The organism is Jatrophihabitans telluris (assembly GCF_023516435.1).
Classification (GTDB): domain Bacteria; phylum Actinomycetota; class Actinomycetes; order Mycobacteriales; family Jatrophihabitantaceae; genus Jatrophihabitans_A; species Jatrophihabitans_A telluris.
This window is the reverse complement of sequence record NZ_CP097332.1, coordinates 367,708-393,529: the sequence shown is the minus strand read 5'-3', so window position 1 is coordinate 393,529 and position 25,822 is coordinate 367,708. Positions and strand designations below refer to the sequence as shown.

At 68.5% G+C, this 25,822-nt stretch carries 24 protein-coding genes and 2 tRNA genes; 11 read left to right on the top strand and 15 right to left on the bottom strand.

Annotated features, from left to right (window positions below; genetic code table 11):
* Nucleotides 1-283: 283 nt before the first annotated feature.
* Complete coding sequence (locus M6D93_RS01895) at nucleotides 284-1,075, bottom strand: isocitrate lyase/PEP mutase family protein (protein WP_249772481.1); 792 nt, start codon at nucleotides 1,073-1,075, stop codon at nucleotides 284-286.
* Nucleotides 1,076-1,084: 9 nt separating this feature from the next.
* The gene (locus tag M6D93_RS01890) at nucleotides 1,085-1,708 is read right to left on the bottom strand and encodes a TetR/AcrR family transcriptional regulator (RefSeq protein WP_249772479.1); all 624 of its coding nucleotides are present in this window, start codon (nucleotides 1,706-1,708) and stop codon (nucleotides 1,085-1,087) included.
* A gap of 146 nt (nucleotides 1,709-1,854) precedes the next feature.
* On the opposite strand from M6D93_RS01890, the gene M6D93_RS01885 reads away from it, so the two are divergent.
* Nucleotides 1,855-2,289 carry a tautomerase family protein gene (locus M6D93_RS01885; protein WP_249772477.1) on the top strand — a complete coding sequence of 145 codons (435 nt, stop codon included), beginning with the start codon at nucleotides 1,855-1,857 and terminating at the stop codon, nucleotides 2,287-2,289.
* A 19-nt stretch (nucleotides 2,290-2,308) separates the two neighbouring features.
* Here the strand turns inward: M6D93_RS01885 and M6D93_RS01880 are convergent, their stop codons facing one another.
* The 3 genes from M6D93_RS01880 to M6D93_RS01870 all read right to left on the bottom strand — a co-directional run bounded on the left by M6D93_RS01880 (nucleotide 2,309) and on the right by M6D93_RS01870 (nucleotide 4,334).
* On the bottom strand, nucleotides 2,309-2,803 hold the full coding sequence (locus M6D93_RS01880; RefSeq protein ID WP_249772475.1) for an Lrp/AsnC family transcriptional regulator: 495 nt from the start codon (nucleotides 2,801-2,803) through the stop codon (nucleotides 2,309-2,311).
* A gap of 82 nt (nucleotides 2,804-2,885) precedes the next feature.
* Complete coding sequence (locus M6D93_RS01875) at nucleotides 2,886-3,452, bottom strand: signal peptidase I (RefSeq protein WP_249772473.1); 567 nt, start codon at nucleotides 3,450-3,452, stop codon at nucleotides 2,886-2,888.
* 183 nt (nucleotides 3,453-3,635) lie between these two features.
* Nucleotides 3,636-4,334, bottom strand: a complete 699-nt coding sequence (locus tag M6D93_RS01870) for a hypothetical protein (RefSeq protein WP_249772472.1) — start codon at nucleotides 4,332-4,334, stop codon at nucleotides 3,636-3,638.
* 335 nt (nucleotides 4,335-4,669) lie between these two features.
* Here M6D93_RS01870 and M6D93_RS01865 point away from each other — a divergent pair, with 335 nt between their 5' ends.
* Nucleotides 4,670-5,674: a UDP-N-acetylmuramate dehydrogenase gene (locus M6D93_RS01865; protein ID WP_347343728.1), complete on the top strand. Its 1,005-nt coding sequence runs from the start codon at nucleotides 4,670-4,672 to the stop codon at nucleotides 5,672-5,674.
* A 130-nt stretch (nucleotides 5,675-5,804) separates the two neighbouring features.
* On the opposite strand, the gene M6D93_RS01860 is transcribed toward M6D93_RS01865, so the two are convergent.
* From M6D93_RS01860 to M6D93_RS19465, 5 genes are all read right to left on the bottom strand, one after another.
* Nucleotides 5,805-5,918, bottom strand: coding sequence for an LPXTG cell wall anchor domain-containing protein (locus M6D93_RS01860; protein WP_249772470.1), 114 nt, complete (start codon nucleotides 5,916-5,918; stop codon nucleotides 5,805-5,807).
* Nucleotides 5,919-6,000: 82 nt separating this feature from the next.
* Nucleotides 6,001-6,076: transfer RNA gene (locus M6D93_RS01855), tRNA-Arg, on the bottom strand.
* 85 nt (nucleotides 6,077-6,161) lie between these two features.
* Nucleotides 6,162-6,251, bottom strand: a tRNA-Ser gene (locus M6D93_RS01850).
* Nucleotides 6,252-6,418: 167 nt separating this feature from the next.
* On the bottom strand, nucleotides 6,419-8,191 hold the full coding sequence (locus M6D93_RS01845; RefSeq protein WP_249772469.1) for a phosphatidylglycerol lysyltransferase domain-containing protein: 1,773 nt from the start codon (nucleotides 8,189-8,191) through the stop codon (nucleotides 6,419-6,421).
* 142 nt (nucleotides 8,192-8,333) lie between these two features.
* Nucleotides 8,334-8,870 carry a TetR/AcrR family transcriptional regulator gene (locus M6D93_RS19465; RefSeq protein ID WP_249772468.1) on the bottom strand — a complete coding sequence of 179 codons (537 nt, stop codon included), beginning with the start codon at nucleotides 8,868-8,870 and terminating at the stop codon, nucleotides 8,334-8,336.
* Nucleotides 8,871-9,424: 554 nt separating this feature from the next.
* Between M6D93_RS19465 and M6D93_RS01835 the strand changes: the two genes are divergently transcribed.
* Nucleotides 9,425-11,035 (top strand): DHA2 family efflux MFS transporter permease subunit, encoded by a 1,611-nt coding sequence (locus tag M6D93_RS01835; protein WP_249772467.1) that lies wholly within the window; start codon nucleotides 9,425-9,427, stop codon nucleotides 11,033-11,035.
* Between the two features lie 135 nt (nucleotides 11,036-11,170).
* Here M6D93_RS01835 and M6D93_RS01830 read toward each other — a convergent pair whose 3' ends face one another.
* The 3 genes from M6D93_RS01830 to M6D93_RS01820 form a co-directional block, all read right to left on the bottom strand.
* Nucleotides 11,171-13,408 (bottom strand): acyltransferase family protein, encoded by a 2,238-nt coding sequence (locus M6D93_RS01830; protein WP_249772466.1) that lies wholly within the window; start codon nucleotides 13,406-13,408, stop codon nucleotides 11,171-11,173.
* A gap of 151 nt (nucleotides 13,409-13,559) precedes the next feature.
* Complete coding sequence (locus M6D93_RS01825; RefSeq protein WP_249772465.1) at nucleotides 13,560-14,939, bottom strand: L-serine ammonia-lyase; 1,380 nt, start codon at nucleotides 14,937-14,939, stop codon at nucleotides 13,560-13,562.
* 79 nt (nucleotides 14,940-15,018) lie between these two features.
* Complete coding sequence (locus M6D93_RS01820; protein ID WP_249772464.1) at nucleotides 15,019-15,885, bottom strand: LysR family transcriptional regulator; 867 nt, start codon at nucleotides 15,883-15,885, stop codon at nucleotides 15,019-15,021.
* Between the two features lie 110 nt (nucleotides 15,886-15,995).
* Here M6D93_RS01820 and M6D93_RS01815 point away from each other — a divergent pair, with 110 nt between their 5' ends.
* Nucleotides 15,996-17,093 (top strand): YeiH family protein, encoded by a 1,098-nt coding sequence (locus tag M6D93_RS01815; protein ID WP_249772463.1) that lies wholly within the window; start codon nucleotides 15,996-15,998, stop codon nucleotides 17,091-17,093.
* On the opposite strand, the gene M6D93_RS01810 is transcribed toward M6D93_RS01815, so the two are convergent.
* On the bottom strand, nucleotides 17,080-18,099 hold the full coding sequence (locus M6D93_RS01810) for a LacI family DNA-binding transcriptional regulator (protein ID WP_249772462.1): 1,020 nt from the start codon (nucleotides 18,097-18,099) through the stop codon (nucleotides 17,080-17,082). The genes M6D93_RS01815 and M6D93_RS01810 overlap by 14 nt on opposite strands.
* 123 nt (nucleotides 18,100-18,222) lie before the next feature.
* Between M6D93_RS01810 and M6D93_RS01805 the strand changes: the two genes are divergently transcribed.
* Nucleotides 18,223-19,134 (top strand): amidohydrolase family protein, encoded by a 912-nt coding sequence (locus M6D93_RS01805; RefSeq protein WP_249772461.1) that lies wholly within the window; start codon nucleotides 18,223-18,225, stop codon nucleotides 19,132-19,134.
* Entirely contained in the window at nucleotides 19,131-19,757 is a 627-nt protein-coding gene (locus M6D93_RS01800; RefSeq protein ID WP_249772460.1) for a cysteine dioxygenase, read from the top strand. The genes M6D93_RS01805 and M6D93_RS01800 overlap by 4 nt, the downstream gene beginning before the upstream one ends.
* Before the next feature lie 59 nt (nucleotides 19,758-19,816).
* Here M6D93_RS01800 and M6D93_RS01795 read toward each other — a convergent pair whose 3' ends face one another.
* Complete coding sequence (locus M6D93_RS01795; RefSeq protein ID WP_249772459.1) at nucleotides 19,817-21,244, bottom strand: aromatic amino acid lyase; 1,428 nt, start codon at nucleotides 21,242-21,244, stop codon at nucleotides 19,817-19,819.
* A gap of 216 nt (nucleotides 21,245-21,460) precedes the next feature.
* Here M6D93_RS01795 and M6D93_RS01790 point away from each other — a divergent pair, with 216 nt between their 5' ends.
* From M6D93_RS01790 to M6D93_RS01770, 5 genes are all read left to right on the top strand, one after another.
* Nucleotides 21,461-22,177, top strand: a complete 717-nt coding sequence (locus M6D93_RS01790; protein WP_249772458.1) for an IclR family transcriptional regulator — start codon at nucleotides 21,461-21,463, stop codon at nucleotides 22,175-22,177.
* A complete protein-coding gene (locus tag M6D93_RS01785; RefSeq protein WP_249772457.1) occupies nucleotides 22,174-23,274 on the top strand; it encodes an ABC transporter ATP-binding protein in 1,101 nt (366 codons plus the stop codon). Before M6D93_RS01790 ends, M6D93_RS01785 begins: the two co-directional genes overlap by 4 nt.
* A gap of 59 nt (nucleotides 23,275-23,333) precedes the next feature.
* Nucleotides 23,334-23,972 carry an ABC transporter permease gene (locus M6D93_RS01780; protein ID WP_430667254.1) on the top strand — a complete coding sequence of 213 codons (639 nt, stop codon included), beginning with the start codon at nucleotides 23,334-23,336 and terminating at the stop codon, nucleotides 23,970-23,972.
* Nucleotides 23,972-24,739, top strand: a complete 768-nt coding sequence (locus tag M6D93_RS01775; RefSeq protein ID WP_249772455.1) for an ABC transporter permease — start codon at nucleotides 23,972-23,974, stop codon at nucleotides 24,737-24,739. The genes M6D93_RS01780 and M6D93_RS01775 overlap by 1 nt, the downstream gene beginning before the upstream one ends.
* 94 nt (nucleotides 24,740-24,833) lie before the next feature.
* The gene (locus M6D93_RS01770) at nucleotides 24,834-25,808 is read left to right on the top strand and encodes a glycine betaine ABC transporter substrate-binding protein (protein WP_249772454.1); all 975 of its coding nucleotides are present in this window, start codon (nucleotides 24,834-24,836) and stop codon (nucleotides 25,806-25,808) included.
* The last annotated feature ends 14 nt before the right edge of the window (nucleotides 25,809-25,822 follow it).

Genomic DNA, 25,822 nt, shown 5'->3' with positions numbered 1-25,822 from the left:
AACGGGCGTCTGACCGTCACGTTGCGCAGAGTTGCTCGAGCGCTCAAGTAGCCCTGAAGACGCGGAAGAGCCAACGATGTTGCTGCGGGAAAGAGTGCCCGGTCGGGCTTGGTCAGGCCTGTGAGTCTGAGTCGCGGGCCAACGCGTGAGAAGTGCGAATCCGCGGCGTACGTCCGGCGGATGGGCATGGTTTCATGCAACCACGATTCGTCCGGACACGGGACGATAATGGCGCTTAGAGTAGGTTTCGATTGATTGAACTCGAATCGGCAGTGGTCGCGAACTACCCGCGGAAAACCGTGTCGATCAGCGGGTTCGCCCGTTCGGCCAGTTGCTGCCAGTCTGCCGTGCCGTGCTCGAGCAGCTCGCTCGCCGCGCTCGCCACAGCGGCCAATCCGACCTTGCTGAATCCGCCGCCAACCGAGACGCGGGCCACGCCGGCATCGGCAAGCTCGCTGACCGTAGGAGCTCCCGGAACCAGCAGCACGTTGACCGGACGGTCGACCGCGGCCACCACGACCCGGACATCAGCCAGGGTGCGCAGACCGGGGGCGAACAGCACATCCGCGCCTGCGTCCTGGTAGGCCTGTAACCGGGCGATCGTGTCGGCCAGGTCGGGGTTGTCGCGGATCAGGTTTTCGGCCCGGGCGGTGAGGACGAAATCCCTACCGCACGCGCGGGCAGCTTCCGCGGCCGCCGCAACCCGGTCCACCGCGGCCGCGGTCGGATAGATGCCGAGCGCGGCCGAGTAATCCTCGATCGAACACCCGGCCAGACCCACCGCGGCGGCCTCGGCGACCGTGGCGGCCACGCCCGCCGGGTCGTCGGCGAAGCCGTTCTCCAGATCGGCGGAAACGGGCACCCGCACGCCGCGCGCGAGCTGACCGGCGTGGGCGAGGGCCTCGTCCTTGCTGACCTGGCCGTCATGGCGACCGAGCGTGGCCGCGAAACCACTGCTGGTCGTGGCCACAGCGCGGTAGCCGAGCGAGGCCAGCAATCGAGCCGAGCCGAGGTCCCAGGCGTTGCCCAGGATGAGCGGGGTTCCCGGGACGTGCAGCTCGCGGAAACTGATCATGCGGGGAGGCTACCCATCAGGCCCGACAGCGGCGTCCGGCAACAACCGAGCAAGTTCGGCGGCGACCGCGTCGAGCGGGCCGACGCCGCCCTCGGCACGGCACAGGATGAGCGCTCCTTCCAACGCGGCGACCGTGGTGACCGCGAGCGCGTCCGCCCGCCCGGGCGGCATGCCCACCCCGGCAAACTGTGCGGCCAGCAGCGACACCCACGCCCGGAAGGTCTGCCGAACGACGGTGATCAGGCCGTCGTCCGCATCCGGCGCTGGGTACTCCCCGCCCCGGATGGCCGCGGCACCGACGGTGCCCGTGTCAACCGCGACGCCGGCGACCACGCAGCCGGAGCGTCCGTCCGAGGACAGCACGACGCGTCGCCACATGCCCACGAAGCGATCGAGTACGTCCACGGCGCCGCCGAATTCACCAGCGCGCTGGAAGGCGAGCACCTGTTCGCCGGTCCACCGGACCGCCTCGGCCGCGAGTTGGTCCTTGCCCTCGGGAAAGTGGTGGTAGATCGATCCGCGCGGAGCGCCGCTGTCGGCGAGGACGTCGGAGAAGGACGTCGCGTTCACCCCGCGAGAGGCGATCAAGGACGCGGCACTGCGAACCATCCGGGCCCGGCTGTCGCTGGCCACTGGCTGCTCCCCCGACTGACGCAGTGCCGCCGCCGGTGTGGTGGACCCGGCCGACACTTGACTATGACGACCGGCATAGTCCAGCATCTGCCTGGTCGCTATGACGAACATCATAATTGCTGGAACCGTCCGAGGAGTGTCACGCCATGCCGATGATCGATGTAACCGCAGCTGTCGGGACGTTCGCCGACAAGGCCGCCCTGACCCGGGCCCTGGCCGAATGCATGATGCGGTGGGAGGGGGTACCACCGATCTCCCTGTTCTCCGACAACACCGCGGCGTTCGTCCGTGAGCTGCCGCCCGATGCGCTGTCCAATGCCAATGGGGCCGCCGACTACGTCCGGGTCGACGTGCTCACCCCGGCTGGTGTCCTCGACCGGGACAAGAAGCTCGGTGTCGTGGCCGAGATGACCCAGATCGTGTCCGACGCAGCCGGCGACCCGAGCCTGACCGAACGCACCTGGGTGCTGATCAGCGAGGCACCGGACGGCGGCTGGGGCATCGCGGGGCATGCGTACACCAACGCCGAGATCGCCGAGGCGGCCCGCCGGGAGCTGTCCACGGGCAAGCAGAGCAGCTAGCTGACTGCGGCGATGCGGCTCACTCCCGGACCGGGGCCAACTCGTCGAAGATCAACACCGTTTGAGTGCCCAGCACGTCCGGCATCGCCTGCAGCCGGCTGAGCACCAGGTCCCGCAGCGTCGCTGTGTCCCGCGTGCGCACGAGCAGCACGATGTCGAACTCACCGGACACGAGCGAGCCGTGCTCGACCTCGGGAATCTCCATCACCCGGCGGCGCATCTCCTGCCACGAATGCTGGCTGATCCGGAGGTAGACGTAGGCCGACAGGCCGTAGCCATAGCGGCGGGGGTTGATCGTCGCGGAGTACCCCGTGATCACCCCCGCCTGGTGGAGCCGCTCAGCCCGGGCGTAGGCGTTGGCCCGGGAGATGTGCAGCCGCTCGGCCAGGGCCCGCATGGACAGCCGACCGTCCGCCCGTAGCGCGTCGACGATCCGCCGGTCGGTCTCGTCCATCGCGGCGGGCTGGTCCTCGGCCGCGACGGACGCGCCCGGGAGTGACATGTCAGAAGCCATGAGTCCGGACGCTAGCCCGAAACCGCCCCGCTTGTCCCGCGAAGGGCAGAATTTTCGGACGGAACATCGCCAGGCCCGGACCTCAGCCGGTGTGGGCGACGTGCAGCGAGCTGCGGTGCCGCGGCCCGCCGGACGGACGGTGAGCACCGCGCTGGCGTGCCGTGGCCGGGGCGTCGGTCGGTCCCTCGAACAGACCCCACAGGAAGATCATCGCCAACAGCCCGCTGACCACCGAGCTCACACCGGCCGGTTGCTGGAGAAACACCAGCAGGTAACCGAGTTTGGCGATCTTGGTGTGGACGACACCCTGGACCTGGTTCGGGCGAATATCCCAGACGTCGGCCGACGTGTTGGCGTCACCCTTGGTCTGGATGAGGCCCCGGTTGGTGCTGACCACCCGGTGCGTGACGACATCGGTGACCACATCCGAGTGGCGGAAGGTGATGATCTCGCCGCGGACCGGCACCCGGTCCGCAGGGCGGTCGAGCACGACATCACCGGGCATCAACGTGGGCATCATGGATCCGGTGTGCACGACGTAGAGCCGGTATCCCTGCCCTCGCAGGTGCATCCCGGTTCCCAGCAGCGCGAGCAGCGCCAGGCCGGTCAGCACGGCGACGAACAGGGACCGGCGACGTCGAATGATCACGCGTGGTCTCCTGTCGGGTCGGCCGGTCCGGATAGCACTGCAGACGGTGCTGCGGGCGGGCTGCGGGTGGGGGTGAAGGCGGCGGCACGACGACCGCTCCGGTGGGCCGCACCCGGTACGGCCCACCGGAGTTCATCGGGATCAGGTGGCTGACCCCGGGCTTCGGTCGTCCTGCGCTCGGAACTAACCGATCGGGTTGTTGTTCACGTCCGTCGGGGTTACTCCGTGCTGGGTCGCGACGATGCGGAAGGACGCGATCGGGGCCAACGGGGTGCCGCCGTCCAGGTTCGGGCCCTTGAGCAGCTTCGTCCATCCGTAGGTGACGTCGGCCGAGGCGGACTCGCCGTAACTGAGGTTGCTCGACAGCAGGATCGCGTTCGGGACCGGGCAGAAGTTCACCAGAGTGGTCTTGTCCGCGGCCTGGTCGTTGCTGCCGCCGTGGCCGTTGGCGTCGACGCCACAGCTGTCGCCTGAGTGGATTCCGCTGCCCGGGCTGGCCAGGTTGTAGGAGGTGAAGCTGCCGGCCGGCGAGCTCACCGCGAAGTGACCGTAGCGGCCGAGGGCGGCGTCGCTGCCACCAGTGCCGTTGAAGGCCGCCGCGCTGCCGTCACTGGGCAGCACCAGCCAGATGTCCTCGGCGCCCGTGCCCGCTCCGGTGTAGTTGATGGTCTTGGTCTGGAACTCACCGGGCAGCAAGCTGGTGAAGTTCAGGCTCAGGTCCGAGGTGTTCACCTTGACGTTGCCCAGCGAGGCCTTGACGCTGCCGTTGTGCACGTCGGTGAAGTACGCACCGGTGCTGCTGGCGGCGAAACCAACCATCGTGGCGGTTGCGCCGGCGGCGACCGCGAAGCCCACGATCCGGCCAAGCTTCTTCTTGCTCATTCGTTCCCCCTGAAAAAAAGAAGTCGCGACCGGAATGCCGCGACAGCACTGCGGGAGAGCGCCGGTTTCGCCTTTGACTCCCCGCCTGGCCTCAGAGGGCGACCAGTACACCAAGCGGATCAGGGCCTCGCTCGCGCCGAGTGAGGCTCGGCGCGTGATGAGTCTGCGGTGCGCGACATCGGTCGGACATCATCAAATGTGATGAGATCTCACGTAAAGATCACAGGTCGGTATCGGGCCCTCATCCGCCTGCAGGGCGCTGAAGGTCGGCGGCCGGGGTCCGGGCCAGGACCCGGCCGGTAGGCTGGCGAGCCGTGCCTAGGACCCTCGCCGAGATGACCACGCTGCGCCTGGGCGGTCCGGCCGCTCGGGTCGCCGTCGCGGGGTCCGACGAGGAACTGACCGATCTGGTGGCTACGGCCGACGGCAACGGCGAATCGGTGCTGATCGTCGGCGGCGGCTCGAATCTCGTGGTCGGCGACGAGGGCTGGCCGGGATTGGTCGTCCGGGTCGCGTCGGACGGAATCGAGCTGACGGGACGGGACGGTTCGGACACGCTATTGCGCGTGGCCGCGGGCGTGCCGTGGGATGAACTCGTCGTGCGGTGCATCTCCGAGGGCCTGGCCGGGCTGGAGACGATGTCGGGCATTCCCGGCCTGGTCGGCGCGACACCGATCCAGAATGTCGGGGCATACGGGGCTGAGGTCGCCGACGTGCTCCGGGCCCTGACGATCTATGACCGTGAGACCCGTCGCGTCGAGTCCTGGACACCGCAGCGCTGCCGCTTCGGCTTTCGGACCTCCGCCTTCAAGCACACCGACCGCTACGTCGTGCTCGACGTGACCCTCGCCCTGCCGCGCTCGCAGCGATCCGGTCCGATCCGCTACCTCGAGCTCGCCCGTCGCCTCGACCTGGAGCCGGGGCAGACGGCCCCCCTCGCCGACGTTCGCGACACCGTGCTGGCCTTGCGCCGGTCCAAGGGAATGGTGCTGGACGCCGCCGACCACGATTCCTGGAGCGTCGGGTCGTTCTTCGTGAATCCGCTGCTGGACGACGTCCCCGCGGCGGCCGCGGACTGCCCGCAGTGGGCAGCCGACGGCAAGACGAAGCTGTCGGCGGCGTGGTTGATCGAGCAAGCCGGCTTTACGAGGGGATACGGGTTGGATCGCGGCCTCGGTCGCGTGTCGGTTTCGACGAAGCACACCCTCGCGTTGACCAACCGTGGCAACGCGACGACCGCGGAGTTGCTGGATCTCGCCACCGTGATCCGGGACGGCGTACAGCAACGCTTCGGGATTCGCCTGGGCCCGGAAGCCCATCTGGCCAACTGCACGTTCTAAACCGTTGAGGTTGCCCTCGTTGCGCGCCCGCCCCCGTTGAGGTTGCCCTCGTTGCGTGCCCGCCCCGTTGAGGTTGCCCTCGTTGCGCGCCCGCCCCGTTGAGGTTGCCCTCGTTGCGCGCCCGCCCTTCTTACCGTCGTCGCTTCCTGAGCCACACGCCGACGCCGACGGCGACGATGATGACGGTCACCAGTCCGACGAGGAAAGGGCTGCTGTGGCCCGTGGTCGCAACGGCGGTTGGCATCGCCAGATCCTGTCACGGTTGAGCAGCTGCGGACGAAAGAAGCCCCGGATCGCTGTGAAGGCAGCAAATCCGGGGCTTCCCGTGGTGCGCTCGGCAGGATTCGAACCTGCAACCTCTTGATCCGTAGTCAAGTGCTCTATCCGTTGAGCTACGAGCGCAGAACCGAAGTCGTACTCTACCGGCTCGACTCACCCGGTTCCAAAACGCCCTCTAACTCCCCAAAAATGGGGACCAGGGGCACCGCGGAGGCTCCGGGATTCGAACCCGGGATGGGCTTGAGACCCAAACCGCATTAGCAGTGCGGCGCCATAGACCGGACTAGGCGAAGCCTCCTCGACTTCGTCCCGACGAATCGGCACGTTGTCAGCGGCGACAGCCTACCCACCCCGGTCCGGTCGAATCAAAACGGGGCAGGCACCCAACGGATCACAGACGGTGGCCGACGCTGCACGCGCCGCTGCCGCGGCATGGTGCTGGGACGAGCGGAGCCCGTGCCTCGATCAGGCGCGGCCGACCAAACGCTTCAGCCGGTGCGGCCGGGTGATGAATGCTTCGGCCTCCAGCGCCGCGACCGCGATCCGTGGCAGGTCGCGCGTCGACGGGTAGGACAGGAACCGGGGCTCCCACTCGGGCCGGAACTTCACGTTGAATCGGTACAGCGACTCGATCTGCCACCAACGGCTGGCGAAAACCAGGATCCAGCGCCAGGCGCGGAGGATCGGCCCGGCTCCGATCCGTTCTCCGCGCTCGATCGCGTCCCGGAAGACGGCGAAGTTCAACGAGATCCGGTCAACGCCCAGCTTGTCCGAGGCCTGCTCGATCACCTGCACGATCATGAACTCGTTCAGTCCGTTGTCGGCGCCACGATCACGTCGCATCAAGTCCAGGGAGAGCCCGTCCGGACCCCAGGGCACGAAGTTGAGCAGACCCTTGAGCTGTCCGCCCTGCGTCGCGGTCGCCACGACGCACTGGTCGTCCGCGGGATCGCCGAGCCGGGACAGCGCCATGGAGAATCCGCGCTCGACCTCGTCCCCTCGCCATGAGGCGGCAGCGCGGTCGAGCTGGTGGAATTCCTCGCGCGACACCGACGAGGCGCGGCGTACCTGCACCTCGTAGCCGGCGCGCTGGACCCGGGTGCAGGCCTGGCGGACCCCGCGCATCGGCCGACCGTCCAAGGAGAATTCACACGGCCGGACGATGGCCTCATCGCCGAGTTCGATCGCGGACAGATCCGCCTCACGACGAAAGACCGTCGCGCCCTGTTCGCTGCAGCCGATGACCGCTGGAACCCAGCCGTACTCCCTGATCTGCTTCATGTACTCGGCGATCGCGCCCGGCCACGCCTCGGGGTCGCCGATCGGATCGCCGGACACGAGAAACACGCCGTTGACGACCCGGCCCGTGATGGCGGCTTTGCCGGTCGGCGACCAGACCACCCGCTTCTCCCGCCGCAGTGCGAAGTAGCCCAGTGAGTCACGCGCTCCCTGCTTGGCCAGCAGTTCGCGAAGCTTCGACTCGTCCTGCGCACTGAGGCCCCCGATCGGCTCTGCCGGACGCAGGATCAGCAGCACGACGATGACGACGGTGATCAACGAGAACGCGCCGAGGGTGGCGTGCAGGACGTCTTGGAATCGTTCTGACCGGGCCGAATAGCGAACCGGTCCGTCCACCCCGATGAGGCCCCAGAGCACCTCTTGGACCTTCTGCCAGACCGACGGTGGGAACGCGAAACGGCGATTCGACGCCAGGGTTAGCAGCAGCATGCCCCAGACGACGGCCACCAGCTCGAACTGGACGGCGATCTTGAGGGCCACCCATCGCGACACCGGATCGGCCTTGGCCCGGAAGCGGCTTCCCGTCGTCGCCAGTAGCAGGAACAGCACGAAGCTGACCCCGGCCGCGATGAACGTTCCGTTGCCGATGTGCGCCACGACCAGGACGGCGTAGATCGTGAGCGCTCCGACCCAGGCCCGGCGCTTCCGCCGCCGCAGCATCGTCCCGAGGCGCCACAGGAGCAGCCCGGACACGGCCAGCACCGATGCAGCGCCGGCCGAGATCGAGGCCGGCAGGTAGTCGTGGATCTGGTGGAGGTGGTCGCGTTCGCGGGGCATGAGAGCCAGCACGAGGTTCAAAAAGCCGGTGATGGACGTGACGGTGGCGACGATGCCTGGCACGCGGTCGTAGTAATCGCGCCCGAACTTCGAGCCGGCGAAGCGACTGGGTCGCTCCTCGGGCTTCGAGACGGGCGCGCTAGGCCGCACTTCCGGTTGCATGCATCCGCTCCTGAACGACGACTGTGTCGCTCCCTATGGTGCCGCATGAATAGCGCCGGATGCTCCATGTGAGCTGTGCGTATGCAAGGTGCGGCTTGAGCGGCGTCCGGCGGCAGGGTGGGAAGGGTCGGATCGACGCGGTTCAGGCGCCTGAGGACGGGCTGATCGCCGGCATGATGAACCGGTCGAGCATGTTGTCGATCTCGGCGCGGGTCGGATATTTCCGCCGGATCAGTACGCGATGGATGAAGGTTCCGGCGATCATCTCGGCCACGACCTCGTCCACCGCATCCGCTCGGACCTCACCGCGCTCGACCCCTCGCTCGAGCAGGTCGACCAAGGCCCGCTTACGCGGGTCGAAGAAGTCACACTCGAAGCTGGCCGAGAACGCCTCGTCGCGTAGCGATTCGCCCAGCACGGACCGCATGGCGTCGCCATCGGGCCCGGCCATCACCGTGCCGACGTTCACCATCAGTTCGGCCAACGCCTCCCGGGTCGTGACGTCGTCGCTCAGCTCGCTCTGGTGCAGCCGAAGCAGCGGACCGGTCATCAGGCAACCAAGCGCATCCATGACGAGTTCCTGCTTGCTCGGCCACCGGCGATAGATCGAGGCCTTGCCGGTCTGCGCCCGGCTGGCGACGGACTCGATCGTCAGGCTGCCGTAACCGAACTCGGCCAACTCCGCAACGCAGGCGGTGCGGATCGCGTCTTCCAGTTCGACGCCGCGCCGCCGCTGCGCCTTGTTCCCGGCCTCGCTGACGGGCTCGATGCCCCTCTCCCCGGCCGGGTGAGGGGTTGGGAGGCCGGCTGGTTTGTCGACTGGTGGGCCGGCCGTGGGGCCGCTCCGGGACGGCGCCCGCGGATCACTCTGCGTACGCTCCGCGGACCGTCCAGCAACAGTGCGTGACACCGACGCAGGCTTGTTGTTCGCCCTGGGCTCAACGGCGTCGCTGTTGTCGGAGGTCTCTGCAATATTCGCTGGTGCGGAGGTCATCGCGGCAAGCATCCTTTCCTGGTGAAGGCGCGGTCCCGCCGATAACGCATCGGTTCCCAGCCGCTGCGACAGCCTGCTGGTTCTGGCTGTGTCTCGGCTGAGGACGAAGACTTAGTGGACGTTTGCGTTCCTTAACAACCGTCGGCTAGGTTACCGCAATTGGGAACGTTAGCGTTCCCTAACATCCGATAATGGGCCGGACGGCAAGGGTCGTCTGGCGACTCCGAACAGGGAGAGTCGTGACCACGACAGAAGAGGCGAGCGGGGGCGCTGCGGGTCAGCGATCCTACAAAGCAGCCCATCCAGCACTCGTTTTGCTCATCATTGCGGGTGCCCAACTGATGATCGTGCTGGACGGCACGATCGTGAACATCGCCCTGCCGAAGATGGGTGAGTACTTCGGCAAGGACCAAACGTCCATGACCTGGGCCATCAACGCCTACACCTTGGCCTTCGGCGGCCTGCTGTTGCTCGGTGGCCGCGCCGGCGACATCCTCGGCCGCCGTCGAATGTTCATGGTGGGCCTCGGACTCTTCACGGTCGGGAGTTTCCTCGCCGGCCTCGCGCACAGCTTTGAATTCCTGATCTTCGGCCGCGTGATCCAGGGCATCGGTGGCGCCATCGCCTCGCCGACCGCCCTGTCGCTGATCACCACCGAGTTCGAGGAGGGCAAGGAACGTACCCGCGCCTTCGCGGTCTTCTCCGCGGTCGCCGGCGCGGGCGCGGCGCTCGGCCTGCTGCTCGGCGGGGTGCTCACCGAGTACCTCACCTGGCGCTGGGTGCTCTTCGTCAACGTGCCGATCGGTGTCGCTCTGGTTGCCGGTGCGTGGGTCTTCCTGCACGAGTCCGATCGACTGTCCGGCCGCTTCGACTGGTTCGGCGGGGCTTTGTCCACCGTCGGCATGGCGTCGCTGGTGTACGGCTTCATCCACGCTGCTTCCAACGGTTGGCGTAACGGCATCACGGTCAGCGCGTTCGTCCTGGCGCTGGTGTTGCTGATCAGCTTCGTCGTGCTGCAGAGCAGGCTGTCCTACGCGATGATGCCGTTGCGCGCGCTGCGGAATCGGGATCGCTCCGGCGCTTACATCGTCATGCTCATCATCGGCGCCGCGATGTTCGGGATGTTCTTCTTCGTCACCTACTTCGTGCAACTCGTGCTTGGTTACTCCGCGCTCAAGTCGGGGCTGGCGTTCCTCCCGGTGGCGTTCACCATCGGCATCGCCGCCCAGATCTCGGCCGCCTTGATGCCGAGGGTCGGGCCTCGCAACCTCATCCTGTTCGGCTCGGTACTTATGACGGGTGGCTTGTTCTGGCTCGCGACGATCACCCCGGAGTCCACCTACCTCGGCCATCTGCTGCCGTCGTTGATCGTGATGGCCTTCGGGATCGGCTCGATCTTCGTACCGCTGACCACCGTCGCGGTAGCCGGTGTGGAACCCCACGAGGCCGGGCTCGCCTCCGCGCTGCTCAACGTCGGGCAACAAGTCGGCGGCTCGATCGGGCTTTCAGTGCTGACCACGGTGTTCGCCACCGCGTCCAAGCATGAGGGCGTGCATCAGGCGGGTCTGCTGCAGGCGAAGGTCGCCGCGGGGCAGGCACAGCCGTCCGTTTTGCAGCACTTCGGCGAACTGAGCAAGCAAGCCACCGGCGGGGCCAAGGCATCGTTGGGTGCATTGCATGACAGCCTCGCCGGGCGGGCGTTCCAGGCCGTACTTGCTCACGGCTCGGCCCGCGGATTCCTCACGGCGGCCATCCTGGCGCTGTTCGGCGTGCTGGTGACCGCGGCCATGATCCGAGTCGGCAGATCCGAAGTGGAGAACGTCGACCCGGCCGCGCTGGCCGTTCACTAACCCCGGCACCCCCGGCACCTCCGGCACCCCCGGCACCTCCGGCACCCCCGGCACCCCCGGCACCTTCCGCTTTGTGCGGCCCGAATACTCACTTTTCGCGGAAAATTTGAGTATTCGGGCCGCACAAGCCGCAGGTTAGGGGGCCGCCGCAGCCGCCAACAGCGCTGCGTACCCAGCCTGCCCGGCCGGACGCAGGTGCAGGCCGTCGTCGTAGAACCAGTCCCGGTGGTTGTTCGAGCGGGCGAACCAGTCGAGCACCCTGACGTTGGCCACTCCACTGGCAACGGAGTCGATCGTGCGGTTGTTCGGTCCCTGCCAGTCCATCGAAACCCGGTCGGTCAACACGATCACCAGCCGCCGATCGCTCAGGGCTTGCAGGGTCTGTCGCAGATCCTGCGCCCGCAGGATCCCGTTGTTGCCGGTATGGATCACCACCACCGACGCCAGCAGGTGCCCCGCCTGCGCATCGCGGACCGCCCGAAGAGTGACATAGGGCTGCTGCCCCTCCACCGCTTGGACCGAGCTGTGCGGGAACTCGGACAAGATCGCCGGAGCCGCACCCAGCATCACCGAATCACCGAAGCCGGAAATCGCCACCGGAGCGGGCGCGGCGCGCGATCCGGCGCCGCCGTGAGAACCTGCAGCCGTCCCCGCCCGCGGGGCCGTCCGATCCGTGGGGGTGGTCGCCGGGACCGACGGTTGCCCGGACTGCCCTGACGGACCTGCCTGCCCAGATTGCCCGGACTGCGCCGAACGCGAGGCCGGAGCCGGGCCGCTCCAAGGATCGGCAGGACGACCCGCCCCTGCCCGTGCCCCGGTCCCGATCCGCGGGTCGACGGTCGGGTCGACGGTCGGCCCGACGGTCGGCGCGATGCCGGCGGTCGGTGCGCCGGCGGCCGGCATCGCGGAAGTTGGACTCAGCGCCGCGCTGGAACCCAGCCCGGATGCGGGAGGGCCATCCGAGCGAACGGCAGCCGATCGCGGGGAACCGGCCAAGTCCAGCGCGGACAGCGAGGTCAGCCGGGCCGCGGGGGCACCCCCCTCACCAGAACCGCGCGACGCCGACGCCGACGCCGACGCCGACGGGGACAGGGACGCCGACGGGGACGCCGACGCCGACGGGGACGGCGACGAGAGCAGCAGCAGCACCAAGGCCGCCAGTGCTGTGACGCCGACCAGGCGCGGCACCAACAGCCCACGGCGCAACATGGTCAGCCGAGCCCGGCGTTGCCCGGCGGACAGGCCCAGCCACTCGACGCCCCAGCGCCGCGCCGGGGCCTCCACGACCCGGTAGCTGATCGCTGCCAACACCATCGGGACGACGATGCGCACAGCGACCGCGAGCCACCGGTTGGCCGGCAGGTCCACACCGGGGCGGGTGACGACGACGACCGGCCAGTGCCAGAGGTAGATCGCGTACGAGCGTGCCGCCAGCCAGCGCAGCGGACGCATATCCAACACCCGTCCGAGCCGGCTTCGCGGGCGGGTCACCGTCGAGACCACCACCACCGCCAAGGCGCTGAAGCCGAGGAATCCTCCGCGGTACAGGCGCTCGGAAAACTCGTCGACCCGCAACACCACCACGACCAGCGCTACGAGAGCCGCCAGCCCGAGCAGATCCGTGAACCAGGGGCGGATCCGCCACGACCGCCGCGCCTGAAAGTCCAGACGCTCGGCGATCGCACCGAACGACGCCCCCAGCAGCAGCCCCATCGCGTGAGTGTCGGTTCCGAAGTAGACCCGCGACGAGTCCGTCGCGTAGGGCACCCCAGACCTCACGGCGATGACCGTCATGGCAAGCGTGGAGGCCAGGGCGCCAGCCGCCGCGATTCCGGCCACCCAACCGAACCGGCGTCGCGAAGCCGACATCCAGATCAGGGCGAGCGGCCATGCCAGGTAGAACTGCTCCTCGATGGCCAGCGACCAGAGATGCTGAAGCATCGGCGGACGACCCGAGGCGACGAAGTAGGACTGGTGCGCATCGATCAGCCACCAGTTCCCGACGTAGCCGACGCTGGAGACCACCGAATCGCGCAGCGTCAGCAGTTCGTCCCGCCAGAACAGCTCCGCGGCCAGCGCCACGGCGACAGACAGCGCCGCCAGTCCGGGCAGCAGCCGCAGCCCGCGCCTCAGGTAGAACTGGCCGAGCCGGATCCGGCCGGTATGTCCGAGCTCGCCCAGCAACAGCCGGGTGATCAGGTAACCGCTGATCACGAAGAACAGATCAACGCCGAGAAAGCCGCCGGGCAGCAGATTCGAGTCCGCGTGGAACACCAGCACCGCGAGGACGGCAAGGGCCCGCAGGCCGTCCAACCCGCCGAAACGGCGAGGTGTGTACTGGCCGGCGGAGGCGGGCGGATCGGTGCGCTTCATAACCGATCCGGATGCTTCCCGACCGCCGCCGGAATCCCGGACTGACACGCCGCACGGCTCGCGGCCTCGCGCGACCCAATTTCAGGCGGGCGTCGAAAGGGCTCCGCTTGCGGCCACGGGCAGGGCTAACGGGGCCGCCGGATTGAGGCGCTCAGCACTCGATGACGTTGACGGCCAGGCCGCCCCGGGCCGTCTCCTTGTACTTGACCTTCATATCGGCGCCGGTCTCCCGCATGGTCTTGATGACCTTGTCGAGGCTGACTATGTGCGTACCGTCGCCCCGCAGGGCGATCCGCGCGGCGTTGATCGCCTTGACCGCCGCCATCGCGTTGCGTTCGATGCAGGGAATCTGCACCAGCCCGCCGACCGGGTCGCAGGTCAGGCCGAGGTTGTGCTCCATGCCGATCTCAGCCGCGTTCTCCACCTGCAGCGGTGACCCGCCGAGCACCTCGCAAAGCGCGCCCGAGGCCATCGAGCAGGCCGAGCCCACCTCGCCCTGACAGCCCACCTCAGCGCCCGAGATCGAGGCGTTCTCCTTGTACAGCACGCCGATCGCGCCCGCGGTCAGCAAGAAGCGGACGACACCATCGTCGCTCGCGCCCGGGACGAAGCGTCGGTAGTAGTGCAGGACGGACGGGATGATCCCGGCCGCCCCGTTCGTCGGAGCGGTGACCACGCGACCTCCGGCCGCGTTCTCCTCGTTGACGGCCAGCGCGAACAGGTCCACCCAATCCATGACCCGCAGCGGATCCGTGGTGTAGGGGTCAGCCGTCAACGTGCGCAGCAACTCCGGCGCCCGGCGGCGCACCTTCAGCCCGCCCGGCAGGGTGCCTTCGTGTTCCATCCCGCTCGCGACACAGTCCTGCATCACCTGCCAGATGTGCAGCAGCCGAGTCCGGATCTCGGCTTCCGGGCGCCACACCTTCTCGTTCTCCAGCATGACCTGCGAGATCGGCAGCCCGGACTCCTCGCACCGCGCACACAGCTCAGCCCCGGTGGTGAAGGGGAACGGAAGCACGGTGTCGTCCGGCTTGATCCGGTCGGCACCAGCGGCGGTCTCGTCGACCACGAACCCCCCGCCGACCGAATAGTACGTCCGCTCCCGCAGGATCGCCCCGCCGTCCGGGCCGTCGTCGAAGCTGGTGAACCGCATCCCGTTGGGATGGAAGGGCAAACTCGCACGGCGATGCAGCACCAGGTCGTCAGCCGACAGCCGGGCCGGGTGGCTTCCGAGCAACTGCACCGTCTCGCTGTCCCGCACTTCGGCGACCTTGGTGCCCACGGCGGCGACGTCCACGTCCTCCGGTGTCTCACCCTGCAGCCCCAGAATGACGGCGCGGTCCGAGCCGTGGCCGTGGCCGGTCGCGCCCAGGGACCCGAACAGTTCGGCCCGCACCCGGCTGGTGCGTTCGAGCAGACCGTCTCGCTGCAGGCCGAGGGCGAATGTCCTGGCCGCGCGCATCGGGCCGACCGTGTGGGACGAGGACGGGCCGATACCGATCGAGAACAGGTCGAACACGCTGATGGCCACGACCCCATCATGCACCCAGCCCCGGCCCGCTTCAGCCGTGTCGATCTCGGGTGTCTGCCGTCCACAGGTCGTCGCAGACTCAGATGATGGCCAGGAACTCCGCCGCCGCCCCGAGCAGACGCCTGCCCCGCGGCCACACCGCGCGCAACGGCCGCCGAAGGTCCAGTCCAGAGGTCGCGACCTCGACCAACCGGCCGTCGGCCAATTCCCCCGCCACGGCCAGCGCACTCAACACCGCCACGCCCGTCCCTGAGGCCACCACGACCTTCACCGCGGCGTTGGAGTCCAGTTCCAGGTAGTCCTGCGGGGCACCCGGGAGCACGCGCTCCAGCGTCGCGCGGGTCCCCGAGCCGGCCTCGCGCAGCACGAGGCGGTTGTCGAGCAGGTCGGTGGCCCCCACCGGCGTGCGGCGGCGCGACCAGGGATGCGATGGCGCCACCACGACGACGAGCCGGTCGGTGGCCACGGTCCGGCCAGCTAGGTCCCTCGGCACCGAAGGGGATTCGATGAAGCCGAGCTCGACGTCGTGGTTGCGGACCAGCTCGATCACCCGCGCGGAATTGGCCACCCGCAGCGCCACGGACGGATGCGCGTCCGTACGGCTGAGGGCGGCGAGCCAGTGCGGGAAGAGGTATTCGGCCACCGTCTGGCTCGCTGCGGTGGTGAGGCGGGCCGCGCCGCTGTGCTGCATCGCGCGGGCGCCGACCAACAGGGTCTGGGTGGCGGCCAGGACGTTGCGCGCCCAGTCCGTAACGGTCCGTCCCTGGTCGGTGAGCGTCGACCCGCGGGCCTGGCGTTCGAGCAGCGCCAGACCCAATTCCCTTTCCAGATAGCGGATTCTCTTACTGGCCGCGGGTTGGCTGACACCCAGAACAGTCGCCGCAGCGCCGATACTTCCGGCGTCGGCGATGAGCACGAGCAGCCGGAGTGATTCCAGATCGGGCAATGCCGCCGACGGCGTGATCAGGTGGGTACGCGCCTGACATAACCAAAGGCTATGGCATGCCAACCGGTTATGGGCTACTGCACGCCGTGATGCCGGCCGAGAATCAAGAGGTGCCCACCATCGGAGAACGCGCCACGCAACGGCCCGGATCGGTGGTGCCCGGTCAATACCTGCCGCTGCTGCCCACCCCACGCAGCGATGCGGCGGTGGCACTTGTTCCGGGACTGGCGGCAACCGCCTTGGCCGTCCTCGTCGCGTTCGCCATCAACCGGCTCGTGCCGTCACTGAACGCGTCGACCGTGGCCGTCGCCCTCGGCGCGCTCGCCGTGAACCTCGGCCTGGTCCACGCCAGATTGCAGCCCGGCCTCCGGTTCGTCACCAAGTCCTTGCTCCGGGCCGCGGTCGTGTTGCTGGGCCTGCAGCTGTCGCTCACCGATGTGCGCACCCTCGGGGCACCAGGCCTTGCCGTGGTGGCCGTGACGGTGACGGTCACCTTCTTCGGGACCCAGCTCATCGGGCGGTGGCTGGGGGTCCGGCGTCCGCTGCGGCTGCTGGTGGCCACCGGGTTCTCGATCTGCGGAGCCTCGGCGGTGGCCGGCATGGAACCGGTCGCCGACGGAGACGAGAACGACACCGTGATCGCGGTCGCGCTGGTGACCCTGTGCGGCTCCCTCGCGATCGTCGTCCTGCCGTTGTTGCAGGGACCGCTGCACCTGGACTACGCCGCTTTCGGCGCGTGGACCGGGGCCAGCGTTCACGACGTCGGGCAAACGGTGGCGACCGCCAACCGGGTCGGGCACGGCGCGCTCCAGGCGGCGATCGTGGTCAAGCTGACCCGCGTCGTTCTGCTGGCGCCCCTGGTGGCCGGGGTCGCGCTGCGCCGTCGGCGCCAGGCCTCCTCCACGGCACGTCAGCCGTCGACGAGCCCGGGCAGGCCCAGTCACCGCCCGGCGCTGGTACCGCTGTTCGTGGTGGGCTTCGTCGCCGCGGTGGTCCTGAGGTCCACCGGTGTCGTGCCGGCGACCGGTCTGCGGGCCGCCGGCGACACGCAGCAGGTGCTGCTTGCGGCCGCCCTGTTCGGACTCGGCACCGGAGTCTCCTGGAGCCTGCTGCGCCGGGCCGGTGGACGTCCGTTGGTGCTCGGTCTGGCGTCCTGGCTCCTGGTGGCGACGGTGGCCTACGCCGGAGTCCGGCTCACCGGCCGTTGAGCCCGAACGGGGGCGCTACGGACTCCCTCAGCTGGGCCACCGGGGTCAGCACCTTGCGGCGGCTGCGGCGGTCCTCCTCGATCGCCCGCACAGTGCGATCGACGACCGAACTCACCAGCTCCTCGATGGGCCAGCGGTAGCTGGACAGCGGCGGGGTGAGCAGCGCCGAGACGGGATTGTCGTCATAGCCCAGGACGGAGATGTCACCAGGGACCGACAGGCCGAGCTCCCGGGCAGCCGCGTACACCCCGTAGGCCATGGAGTCGGCCAGGCAGAAGAACGCGGTCGGACGGTCGCCCGCGGTGAGGATGTCGCGCGCGACTCCACTGGCCCGTTCGAGATCGTGCGGTGAGGTGTGCAGCGTCGCGGTCACACCGAACTCCTCGGCGAAGCGCTGAACCACGACCTCGGCCGGACGATCCGGCGTGGCCATACCGCCGGGGGTGAGGACCGCGATGTTGCGATGACCGGCGCGTAGCAGCTGGTTCAGCGCGCCGTACACGGCAGCCTCGTTGTCGAAGACCACCTCCGCCGCCGTGGCGGCATTGGGGATGCCGTCGCCGATGGAGACCAGCACCGTGCGTTCGGCGATGGCCTTCCAGTGCGTGGCGCCGGGGTCGACGGGCAGCACGATCAACGCGTCCACCCGCTGGTCCACGAGTTGGGAGGCCAGCGAGCCTTCGACGACGGGGTCGTTGGAGGCATCGACGATCAGCGCGTGCCGGTTGACATGCAGCAGCTCCCGACCCAGAGCGGCGGCGATCCCCTGCTGCCAGATGTCGCCCAGCGAGCCGCACAGCACGCCGACGTAGCCCGTACGACCGGAGGCCAGGGCGCGCGCGATCGGATCGACCTGATAGCCGAGCCGGTCGGCCGCCTCGCGAACGCGCAGCTGCGTCTCCTCGGGAACCTGCAGTCCGCGCAACGCGTAGGAGACGGCGGCCGTAGACAGTCCGGTCTCGGTAGCGATGTCGCGCAGGGTTACCCGTCGCGGTTTCTGCGGCACGCGCAAAACCCTACCGGGGGGTTGACACCGACGTGGTGAAGCGGTTCACTTAACCGTATCAGTGAACCGCTTCACGAGAGCGTTTCCAGTCCATGTCCACGGGGTTTCGGAGGCCAGCGCAGCATGCCCGAAACGGCGGATCGGTCACCGGCCCGGATCGACGTGCACCAGCACCTGTGGCCGCTGCCCTTCGTCGAGGCGCTGCGCGCCCGAACCCACGTCCCGTACCTGCGTGGCTGGACCCTCTACACCGCGGGCGAGCCGCCGTACGAGGTCGACGCCGGCGCCCATCGCGCCGAGGACCGAGCGATCCTGGACCCCGGCGTTGCGCAGATCCTGCTGTCGCTGTCCAGCCCGCTGGGAATCGAGGCGCTGCCGGCGCGGGAAGCGGCTCCGCTGTTGGCCGCCTGGCACGACGGAGTCCTCGCCCTGGGCCAACCCTTCGGCGGCTGGGCCGCGGTCTCCGACGTCGAACCGGACCTGGACGGCCTCACCGACCACCTCAAGAACGGCTTCGCCGGGCTGCAGGTTTCGGCCACCCAGCTGGCCACACCGTCAGCGCTCGAGTCGCTCGCCGGCGTCCTGCGACGGTGCGAAGAGCTCGATCGTCCGGTTCTGGTCCATCCCGGCCCTGTTGCCTACAGCGCGGGCTGCCCACCCTGGTGGGCAGCGGTGGTGCAGTACCCCGCGCAGCTACAGGCCGCCTGGTGGGCCTGGCACGCGGCTGGCCGGAGCCTGCTGCCGGACCTGCGCGTCTGCTTCGCTGCCGGCGGCGGACTCTCCGCCCTGCACCACGAACGATTCACCGCGCGGGGCGGCGGGGCGTTCGTCCCCGATCGTGGGGTTTTCGTGGACACCTCCTCCTACGGACGCCAGGGCATCGATCACCTCACCCGCACCCTGGGCATCGATCCGATCGTGCTCGGCAGCGACCGTCCCTACGCCGAACCCGTCGATCCACAGCTGGGCGAGGCCGCCTGGCGAGCGATCACGGTGACCAATCCGCAACGACTACTCGAAGGGGCCAGATCATGACCGACACCACCCTGCCCGCACTACTCGCCGAGGATCCGGTGGCGACCGCGGTGGCCAGGGGCGGCACGGACGGACTGCCCGTGGCGGCCGCACATGACTGGTCGGTGACGGCTGATCCGCACTTCACCAGCTTCGCGGGCCTGCCCGGACGTGACCTGGACAAGCGGGAACTGCTCACCCTGGCCTCGTCCGTCGCCGCGAGGCCGGACCTGTGGCAGCAACACGTCGCGTTCGACGACGACAAGCGGCACTACGTCTCGCTCTACCGCGACGCCCACGTGGATGTGTGGGTGCTCTGCTGGACACCGGTCAACGACACCGGCTGGCACGACCACGACATCTCCTCCGGGGCCGTGGCGGTCACCCAAGGCACCCTCACCGAGCACAACCTGGCGGTCGACCGGCCGAGTTTGGCGACGGAAGTGCCCGCGGGGCAGGTCTACTGCTTCGGGCCGGACCACATCCATCGTCTGACCGGACGTGACGCCGGATCGGTGTCGATCCACGCCTACTCGCCGCCGCTGTGGCGGATGGGCCAGTACGCCGTCGGGGCGACAGGCGTCCTGCGCCGCACCTCGGTGTCCTACGCCGACGAGCTACGCCCACTGGACGACATGATCTGAGGCATTGTGCGGCCCGAACTTTGGTGAAACACCGGCGTGTCGCCAAAGTTCGGGCCGCACTATGCCGTCGTGGGCAGCTGCGTGGTGAGCAGGGTTTCGGCTTGGGTCAGGTCGTCGGTGAGATTGCGGTCGGCGAGATCGCGCGGTAGCGAGGAGACCGCGGCCCAGACGGCCGACAGCGCGACGCCGAACGAGGCACCATCGATCGCCCTGAGCCGGACGGCCCGCACCGCGGCGACCAACTCCCCCGCGAGCACCACCCGGTAGGGACCGATGGCCGACAGGGCCTGGGCGGCCGACTGGGACGCGAAGCTGGCGTCCTCCTCGACCCCGCGCGACAGCGTGACGGTCTGCAGGCTGGCCGGCATCGCCAGGGCACGCAACGCCGACAGGGCCGACGCGGCCGTGTATTCCACGATCATGGTGCCGGACGCCGCCGGGGTCCCGTCGCCGAGGAAGGGCGCCAGTCCCGTGATGGCCGGCTCGGCGAGCATGGTCAGCCGCGCCAGGGACAGTTGCGCCGACTGGGCAGCGGCCAGCAGCGCGGCGTCGAGGGCCTGCGCCAGGTAGGCCATCTGGAACCCACCGTGGTGCGCGACCCCGGCCGTTGCCGAGACGGCCGGATTCTCCGAGGCCGCGTTGACGAGCCCGGTCACCACCGACTCCAACCGCGCCAGGGCGTCGAGGAAGGCGCCGTGCACCTGCGGAAGCGTCCGCAGGCCGAACGGGTCCTGGATCCTGGCCGGCGTCGACGCGCCGGACAGGAGCGTGCGCAGGCGCTCGCACACCTGGCTGGCACCGGGGAACGGCGTAGCCAGCTCGACGGCCGCCGCGAAGGCCTCGGGGTTGCCGTCCACAGCGGTGAAACTCAGCGCTGCCACGTCCAGGCACGCCCTCGCGAGGCTGGACAGCTCGTCGACGGCCAGGGCGGCGTCGGCGAGCGTCGCGGCGTTGCTCGACAGAAACGGCAGCGCGTCCCCACTGCCCAGCACGATCGCTTCGCCGATCGGTTGGCTGGCGGGCAGCTCACCGGAGAGCACCAGCGCCGTGGCCGCCAGGGCAGGCAGGTCCGCGGTGCCGATCCCGCCGTACTCACGCACCGGCGGAAGCGCGTCACGGTCGATCAGGTCGGCGAGCGCATCCAGCAGGACCGGCGAGGCCCCGTTGCCGTCGGCGGCCAACTGGTTGAGCCGGATCGCCAGCATCGCGCGGACGCGCGGCGCCGAACGCAATGGTCCGGCTGCCGTGGCGTGACTGCGGATGAGTGCCTGGGCCTGGGACTCGGCGTCGGTGACTGACTGCGTGCGATTCGCGCCGACCCCGGTGGACCGTCCGTAGATCGGGCGCTCGGCTGCCGCCCGGTCGGCGTAGGACTGAGAGCGTTGGACGCGGTGGCGCGCCTGGGCGCTGACCTGCACCCCGTCGCCGCGCACCGCGATCGCCGCGATCTGGGCGACGGTGAGCGCGCGGCCATCGAGCTCGATCATTGGCAAACCCCCGGTTGGTGAGGCTCGGAAAACCGGTAGAGGACGCCGGACGAATACCGCATCGTTACAAAAACGGTGGAAGCAAACGTCGCCTGTCCGATGTTTCATTCTCGAAAACTTCTGGCCAAACGCTTCCGAAGTTCGGCGCGGAGTGCAATCCTACCGCCTAACGGAAAGTCACTTCTACGCAGTGGAAGGCACAATCCCGGGAAGGCGGTGATCGCTCTGACGACCAACAGCACCACCATCAACGCCGGCACCTCGACCCGTACCGTCGACCGTGCCCTGGCGCTCTTGTCGGAGGTGTGCGCGGAGGAATCGATCACGCTCACCGAGGCCGCTCGCCGCGCACACCTACCCGCCTCGACGGCCCTTCGCCTGCTGCGCACCCTCGAGGGATCGGGCTTCGTGGCGCGTGACGATGAAGGATCCTTCGGAGCCGGCCCGAGACTGATCCAGCTCGGCGCGACGGCGATCGGCCGCCAGACCCTGGTCCGCATCAGCGAGCCGGCTCTGCACCGCATCGTGGCCGCGACCGGTGAGTCGGCCTACCTGTCCATCGCCGGGCCGAACAACACCGGCATATACGTGGCGATGGTCGAGGGCACCCACAGCGTGCGGCACACCAGCTGGATCGGCCGCTCCGTACCGCTGGAGAACCTCGCTGTCGGACGTGCACTGAAGAATCAGGCACCGTCGTCGGACTACGTGGCCGAACGCGATCGGATGGAACCGGACGTCACCGCCATCGCGGCCCCCATCCGACGTCCCGGGGGCGTCGCCGGGGCACTGAGCGTGCTCGGGCCCACCTACCGGATCGACGACGAGACGATGCAGCACTACGGCCAGATCGTGGCCTCGGAAGCTCGCGCACTGGGCGCACAACTAGGGGTCGAGGTCGACCCTGATCCAGAACAGGAGACAGGAACGTGATCCGGTTCGACAAGGTATCCAAGCAGTATCCCGACGGCACGGTGGCCGTCGACGAGTTGGATCTGGTGGCACCGTCCGGCGAGATCACCGTCTTCGTCGGGCCATCCGGCTGCGGCAAGACGACAAGCCTGCGGATGATCAACCGGATGATCGAGCCCACCGGCGGCCGGATCCTGATCGACGACCAGGACGTGACCAAGGTCGATTCGGCCAAGCTCCGGCGCGGTATCGGTTACGTGATCCAGCACGCCGGGCTGTTCCCGCACCGCACCATCGTGGACAACATCGCTTCGGTGCCGTACCTGCTGGGGACGGACAAGAAGCAGGCCCGGGCGCTGGCGATGGAGTTGATGGAGCGGGTCGGCCTGGACACCCGGTTCGCCAAGCGCTACCCGGCCCAGTTGTCCGGAGGGCAGCAGCAGCGCGTCGGGGTGGCCCGGGCCCTGGCCGCCGACCCGCCGGTGATGCTGATGGACGAGCCGTTCTCCGCCGTGGACCCGGTCGTGCGTGACCAGTTGCAGGAGGAGTTCCTGCGCCTGCAGAGCGATCTCGGCAAGACCATCGTCTTCGTCACCCACGACATCGACGAGGCGATCAAGCTCGGCGATCACGTGGCCGTGCTACGGGTGGGCGGGCACCTGGCCCAACTGGCCACTCCGGCCGAGTTGCTCTCGCGGCCGGTGGATGCCTTCGTGGCCGGTTTCGTCGGCCGTGACCGGGGCTACCGCGCGCTGGGCTTCACCAGCGCCGGCCGGCTCAGCACGCACGACGAACCGACCGTTTCCATGGGCGATCCCATCCCGCGCGGATCGGACAACGGCCAGTGGATTCTGGCTGTCGATTCCGGGGCGCCACAGGGCTGGCTGAGCCTGGCCGACCTACCCGCCGGTGCGACGACCGTCACCGACGATTTGCTGTACCGAGGCGGCACGCTGGCGACCCAGGGCGGCTCACTGCGAGCCGCGCTGGACGCCTGCCTGTCCTCGCCCTCGGGCCGAGGTGTCGTGGTGGACGAGAGCGGCCGGCTGCTCGGTTCGGTCACGGCTCGGGAAGTCCTCGACCTGATCGAGGCGCGCACACCGGAGCCGTCGGCATGAGCACCCACATCCTCGCCGACAGCGCGAACACCTCCCCCTGGTACTTCTGGGGCTATTTCATGGATCACCGCAAGGAGGATCTGGGCTGGCTCTGGGACCACACCTGGCTGTCGGTCGTCCCGGTCGTCGTCGGCCTGCTCATCGCGTTGCCCCTGGGCTGGTTGGCGCGCCGGTACAAGTGGGTCTACCCGCCGATGATGTCGATCACGGGCCTGCTCTACACGATCCCGTCCATCGCGTTGTTCGTGCTCATCCCGCCGCTGTTCGGCCTCGACGTGCTCTCGCCGTTGCAGGTCCCGATCGCCCTGACGATCTACTCTGTCGCGCTGCTCGTGCGCACGGTCGCGGACGGCCTCGGCTCGGTTTCGGAGGAGACGCTGCAGGCCGCGACGGCCATCGGCTACAAGCCACTGGGACGTTTCTTCAAGGTCGAGCTGCCGATCGCGGTGCCGGTGATCACCGCCGGAGTCCGCGTGGCCGTGGTCTCGAGCGTGAGCATCACCGCCGTGGCCGGCACGATCGGCATGGCCAACCTGGGAGCCCTGTTCGATCAGGGCTTCAAGCTGTCGACCACCAGCCCTTACTACCCGCCGATCGTGCTCGGCATCCTGTTGTGCGTGTTGCTCGCCCTGGTGCTCGATGCGCTGGTGCTACTGATCACCCGGGCCTTGACCCCTTGGCGGAAGGCGGTGCGCTGATGATCACCAACGTTCTGCACTGGCTCAACGACCCGGGTCACTGGCACAACACCCGGTTCGACACCGGCATCGCCAGTCAGCTGACGGCACACATCCGGTTCTCGGCCATCGCGCTCGTGATCGCGCTGGTGATCGCGCTCCCGCTCGGCCTCGTGATCGGTCACACCGGCCGGGCGACCTACGTGGTCAGCGCGGCCAACGCGATCCGGGCGCTGCCGACGGTCGGCGTGCTGGTTCTGCTGGTGGTCGTGATCGCCCCGCACTTCCACGGCCGAACCGACACCGGCTATGTGATACCAACCGAGATCGTCCTGGTACTACTGGCAATTCCGCCGATCCTGTCGAATACCTATGCCGGTGTGGACAACGTCGAACCCGAGGTGCGGGACGCGGCCAAGGGGATGGGCATGACCGGCTCGCAGGTGCTGCTCAAGGTGGAATTGCCCAACAGCCTGCCGTTGATCTTCTCCGGGTTCCGCTCGGCCGCGCTGCAGGTGATCGCCACGGCGACGATCGCGTCCTACGTCACCCTCGGCGGCCTGGGGCGGTTCATCTACGACGGGCTTGCTCAGCAGGACTATCCCCAGATGATCAGCGGCGGCGTGCTGGTCGCCGCACTGGCGTTGCTGACCGATCTCGTGCTGGCCCTCATCCAGCGCTACGTCGTTTCGCGTGGCGTGACCGGCCGATTCTCAACCAGAAACGTCGCCGTGAGTGCCGATGCGCGCACGGCGCGTGTCGTCGAAGCGGAGGTGGCCAACGTTTGAGTCACAGTTGCCCATCGTCTTGATCGGCCCCGTCGGTCGTTGTCGTACCGCCCGGCTAGACTTTTACTAACTCAACTATTCCTATGGAGAGAACATGAAATCCAAGCTGCTCGCCATCGGCGCGGCCGTGACCGCCCTCACCGTGGGCCTCACCGCTTGCGGATCGGACAGCTCCAAGAACACCACCGGCGGCACCGCCACCTCGGGCGCGTCCGGCACCACGTCGACCGCGACCATCGCCTCGAAGCTGATCATGGGCGGCCCGCCGGAATTCAAGACTCGCGCCGACGGCCTGCCCGGCCTGCAGAAGAACTACGGCGTCGAGTTCGGCAAGTACACCGTCACCGACACCGGCGGCCCGGTCACTGTGAACGCGCTGAAGAACGGCCAGGTCGACGCGGCCGACCTGTTCACGACGGATCCGTCCATCACCGCCAACGGCTTCGTCATCCTGCAGGACCCGAAGAGCAACTTCGCCGCCCAGAACGTCGTGCCGATCATCAACAAGGCGAAGGTCACCGACGGCGTCAAGACCGTCCTGAACGGCATTTCGGCCAAGCTCACCACCGACGCCCTCGGCAAGCTGGTGGGCAAGGTGCAGAACGACAAGCAGGATCCCGACGCCGTAGCCAAGGCGTGGCTGTCCGACAACGGCCTCGCCACCTCCGGCTCCAGTGCTGCGGGTGTGTCGCTCACGGTGGGCTCGGCCAACTTCCCCGAGAACGTCGTGCTGGCCCAGATCTACGCCGAGGCTCTCAAGGCGCAAGGGGCATCGATCAAGACCAAGCTCAACATCGGCAGCCGGGAGAAGTACTACCCCGCGCTCAAGGCCGGCTCGCTCGACTTGTTCCCGGAGTACAACGGCACGTTGCTGTACTACATCGACAAGAGCGCGACGGCGACCACCCCCGACGAGGTCTACACCGCCCTGACGAAGGCGCTGCCCTCGAACCTGGTGGCACTGACCCAGGCCGATGCCCAGGACAGTGACGCCATCGTGATCACCAAGGCCACCGCGACCAAGTACGGCCTGACCACGATCGCTGATCTGGCCAAGCCCGCCAGCTGACCCGTTCGGCCCAC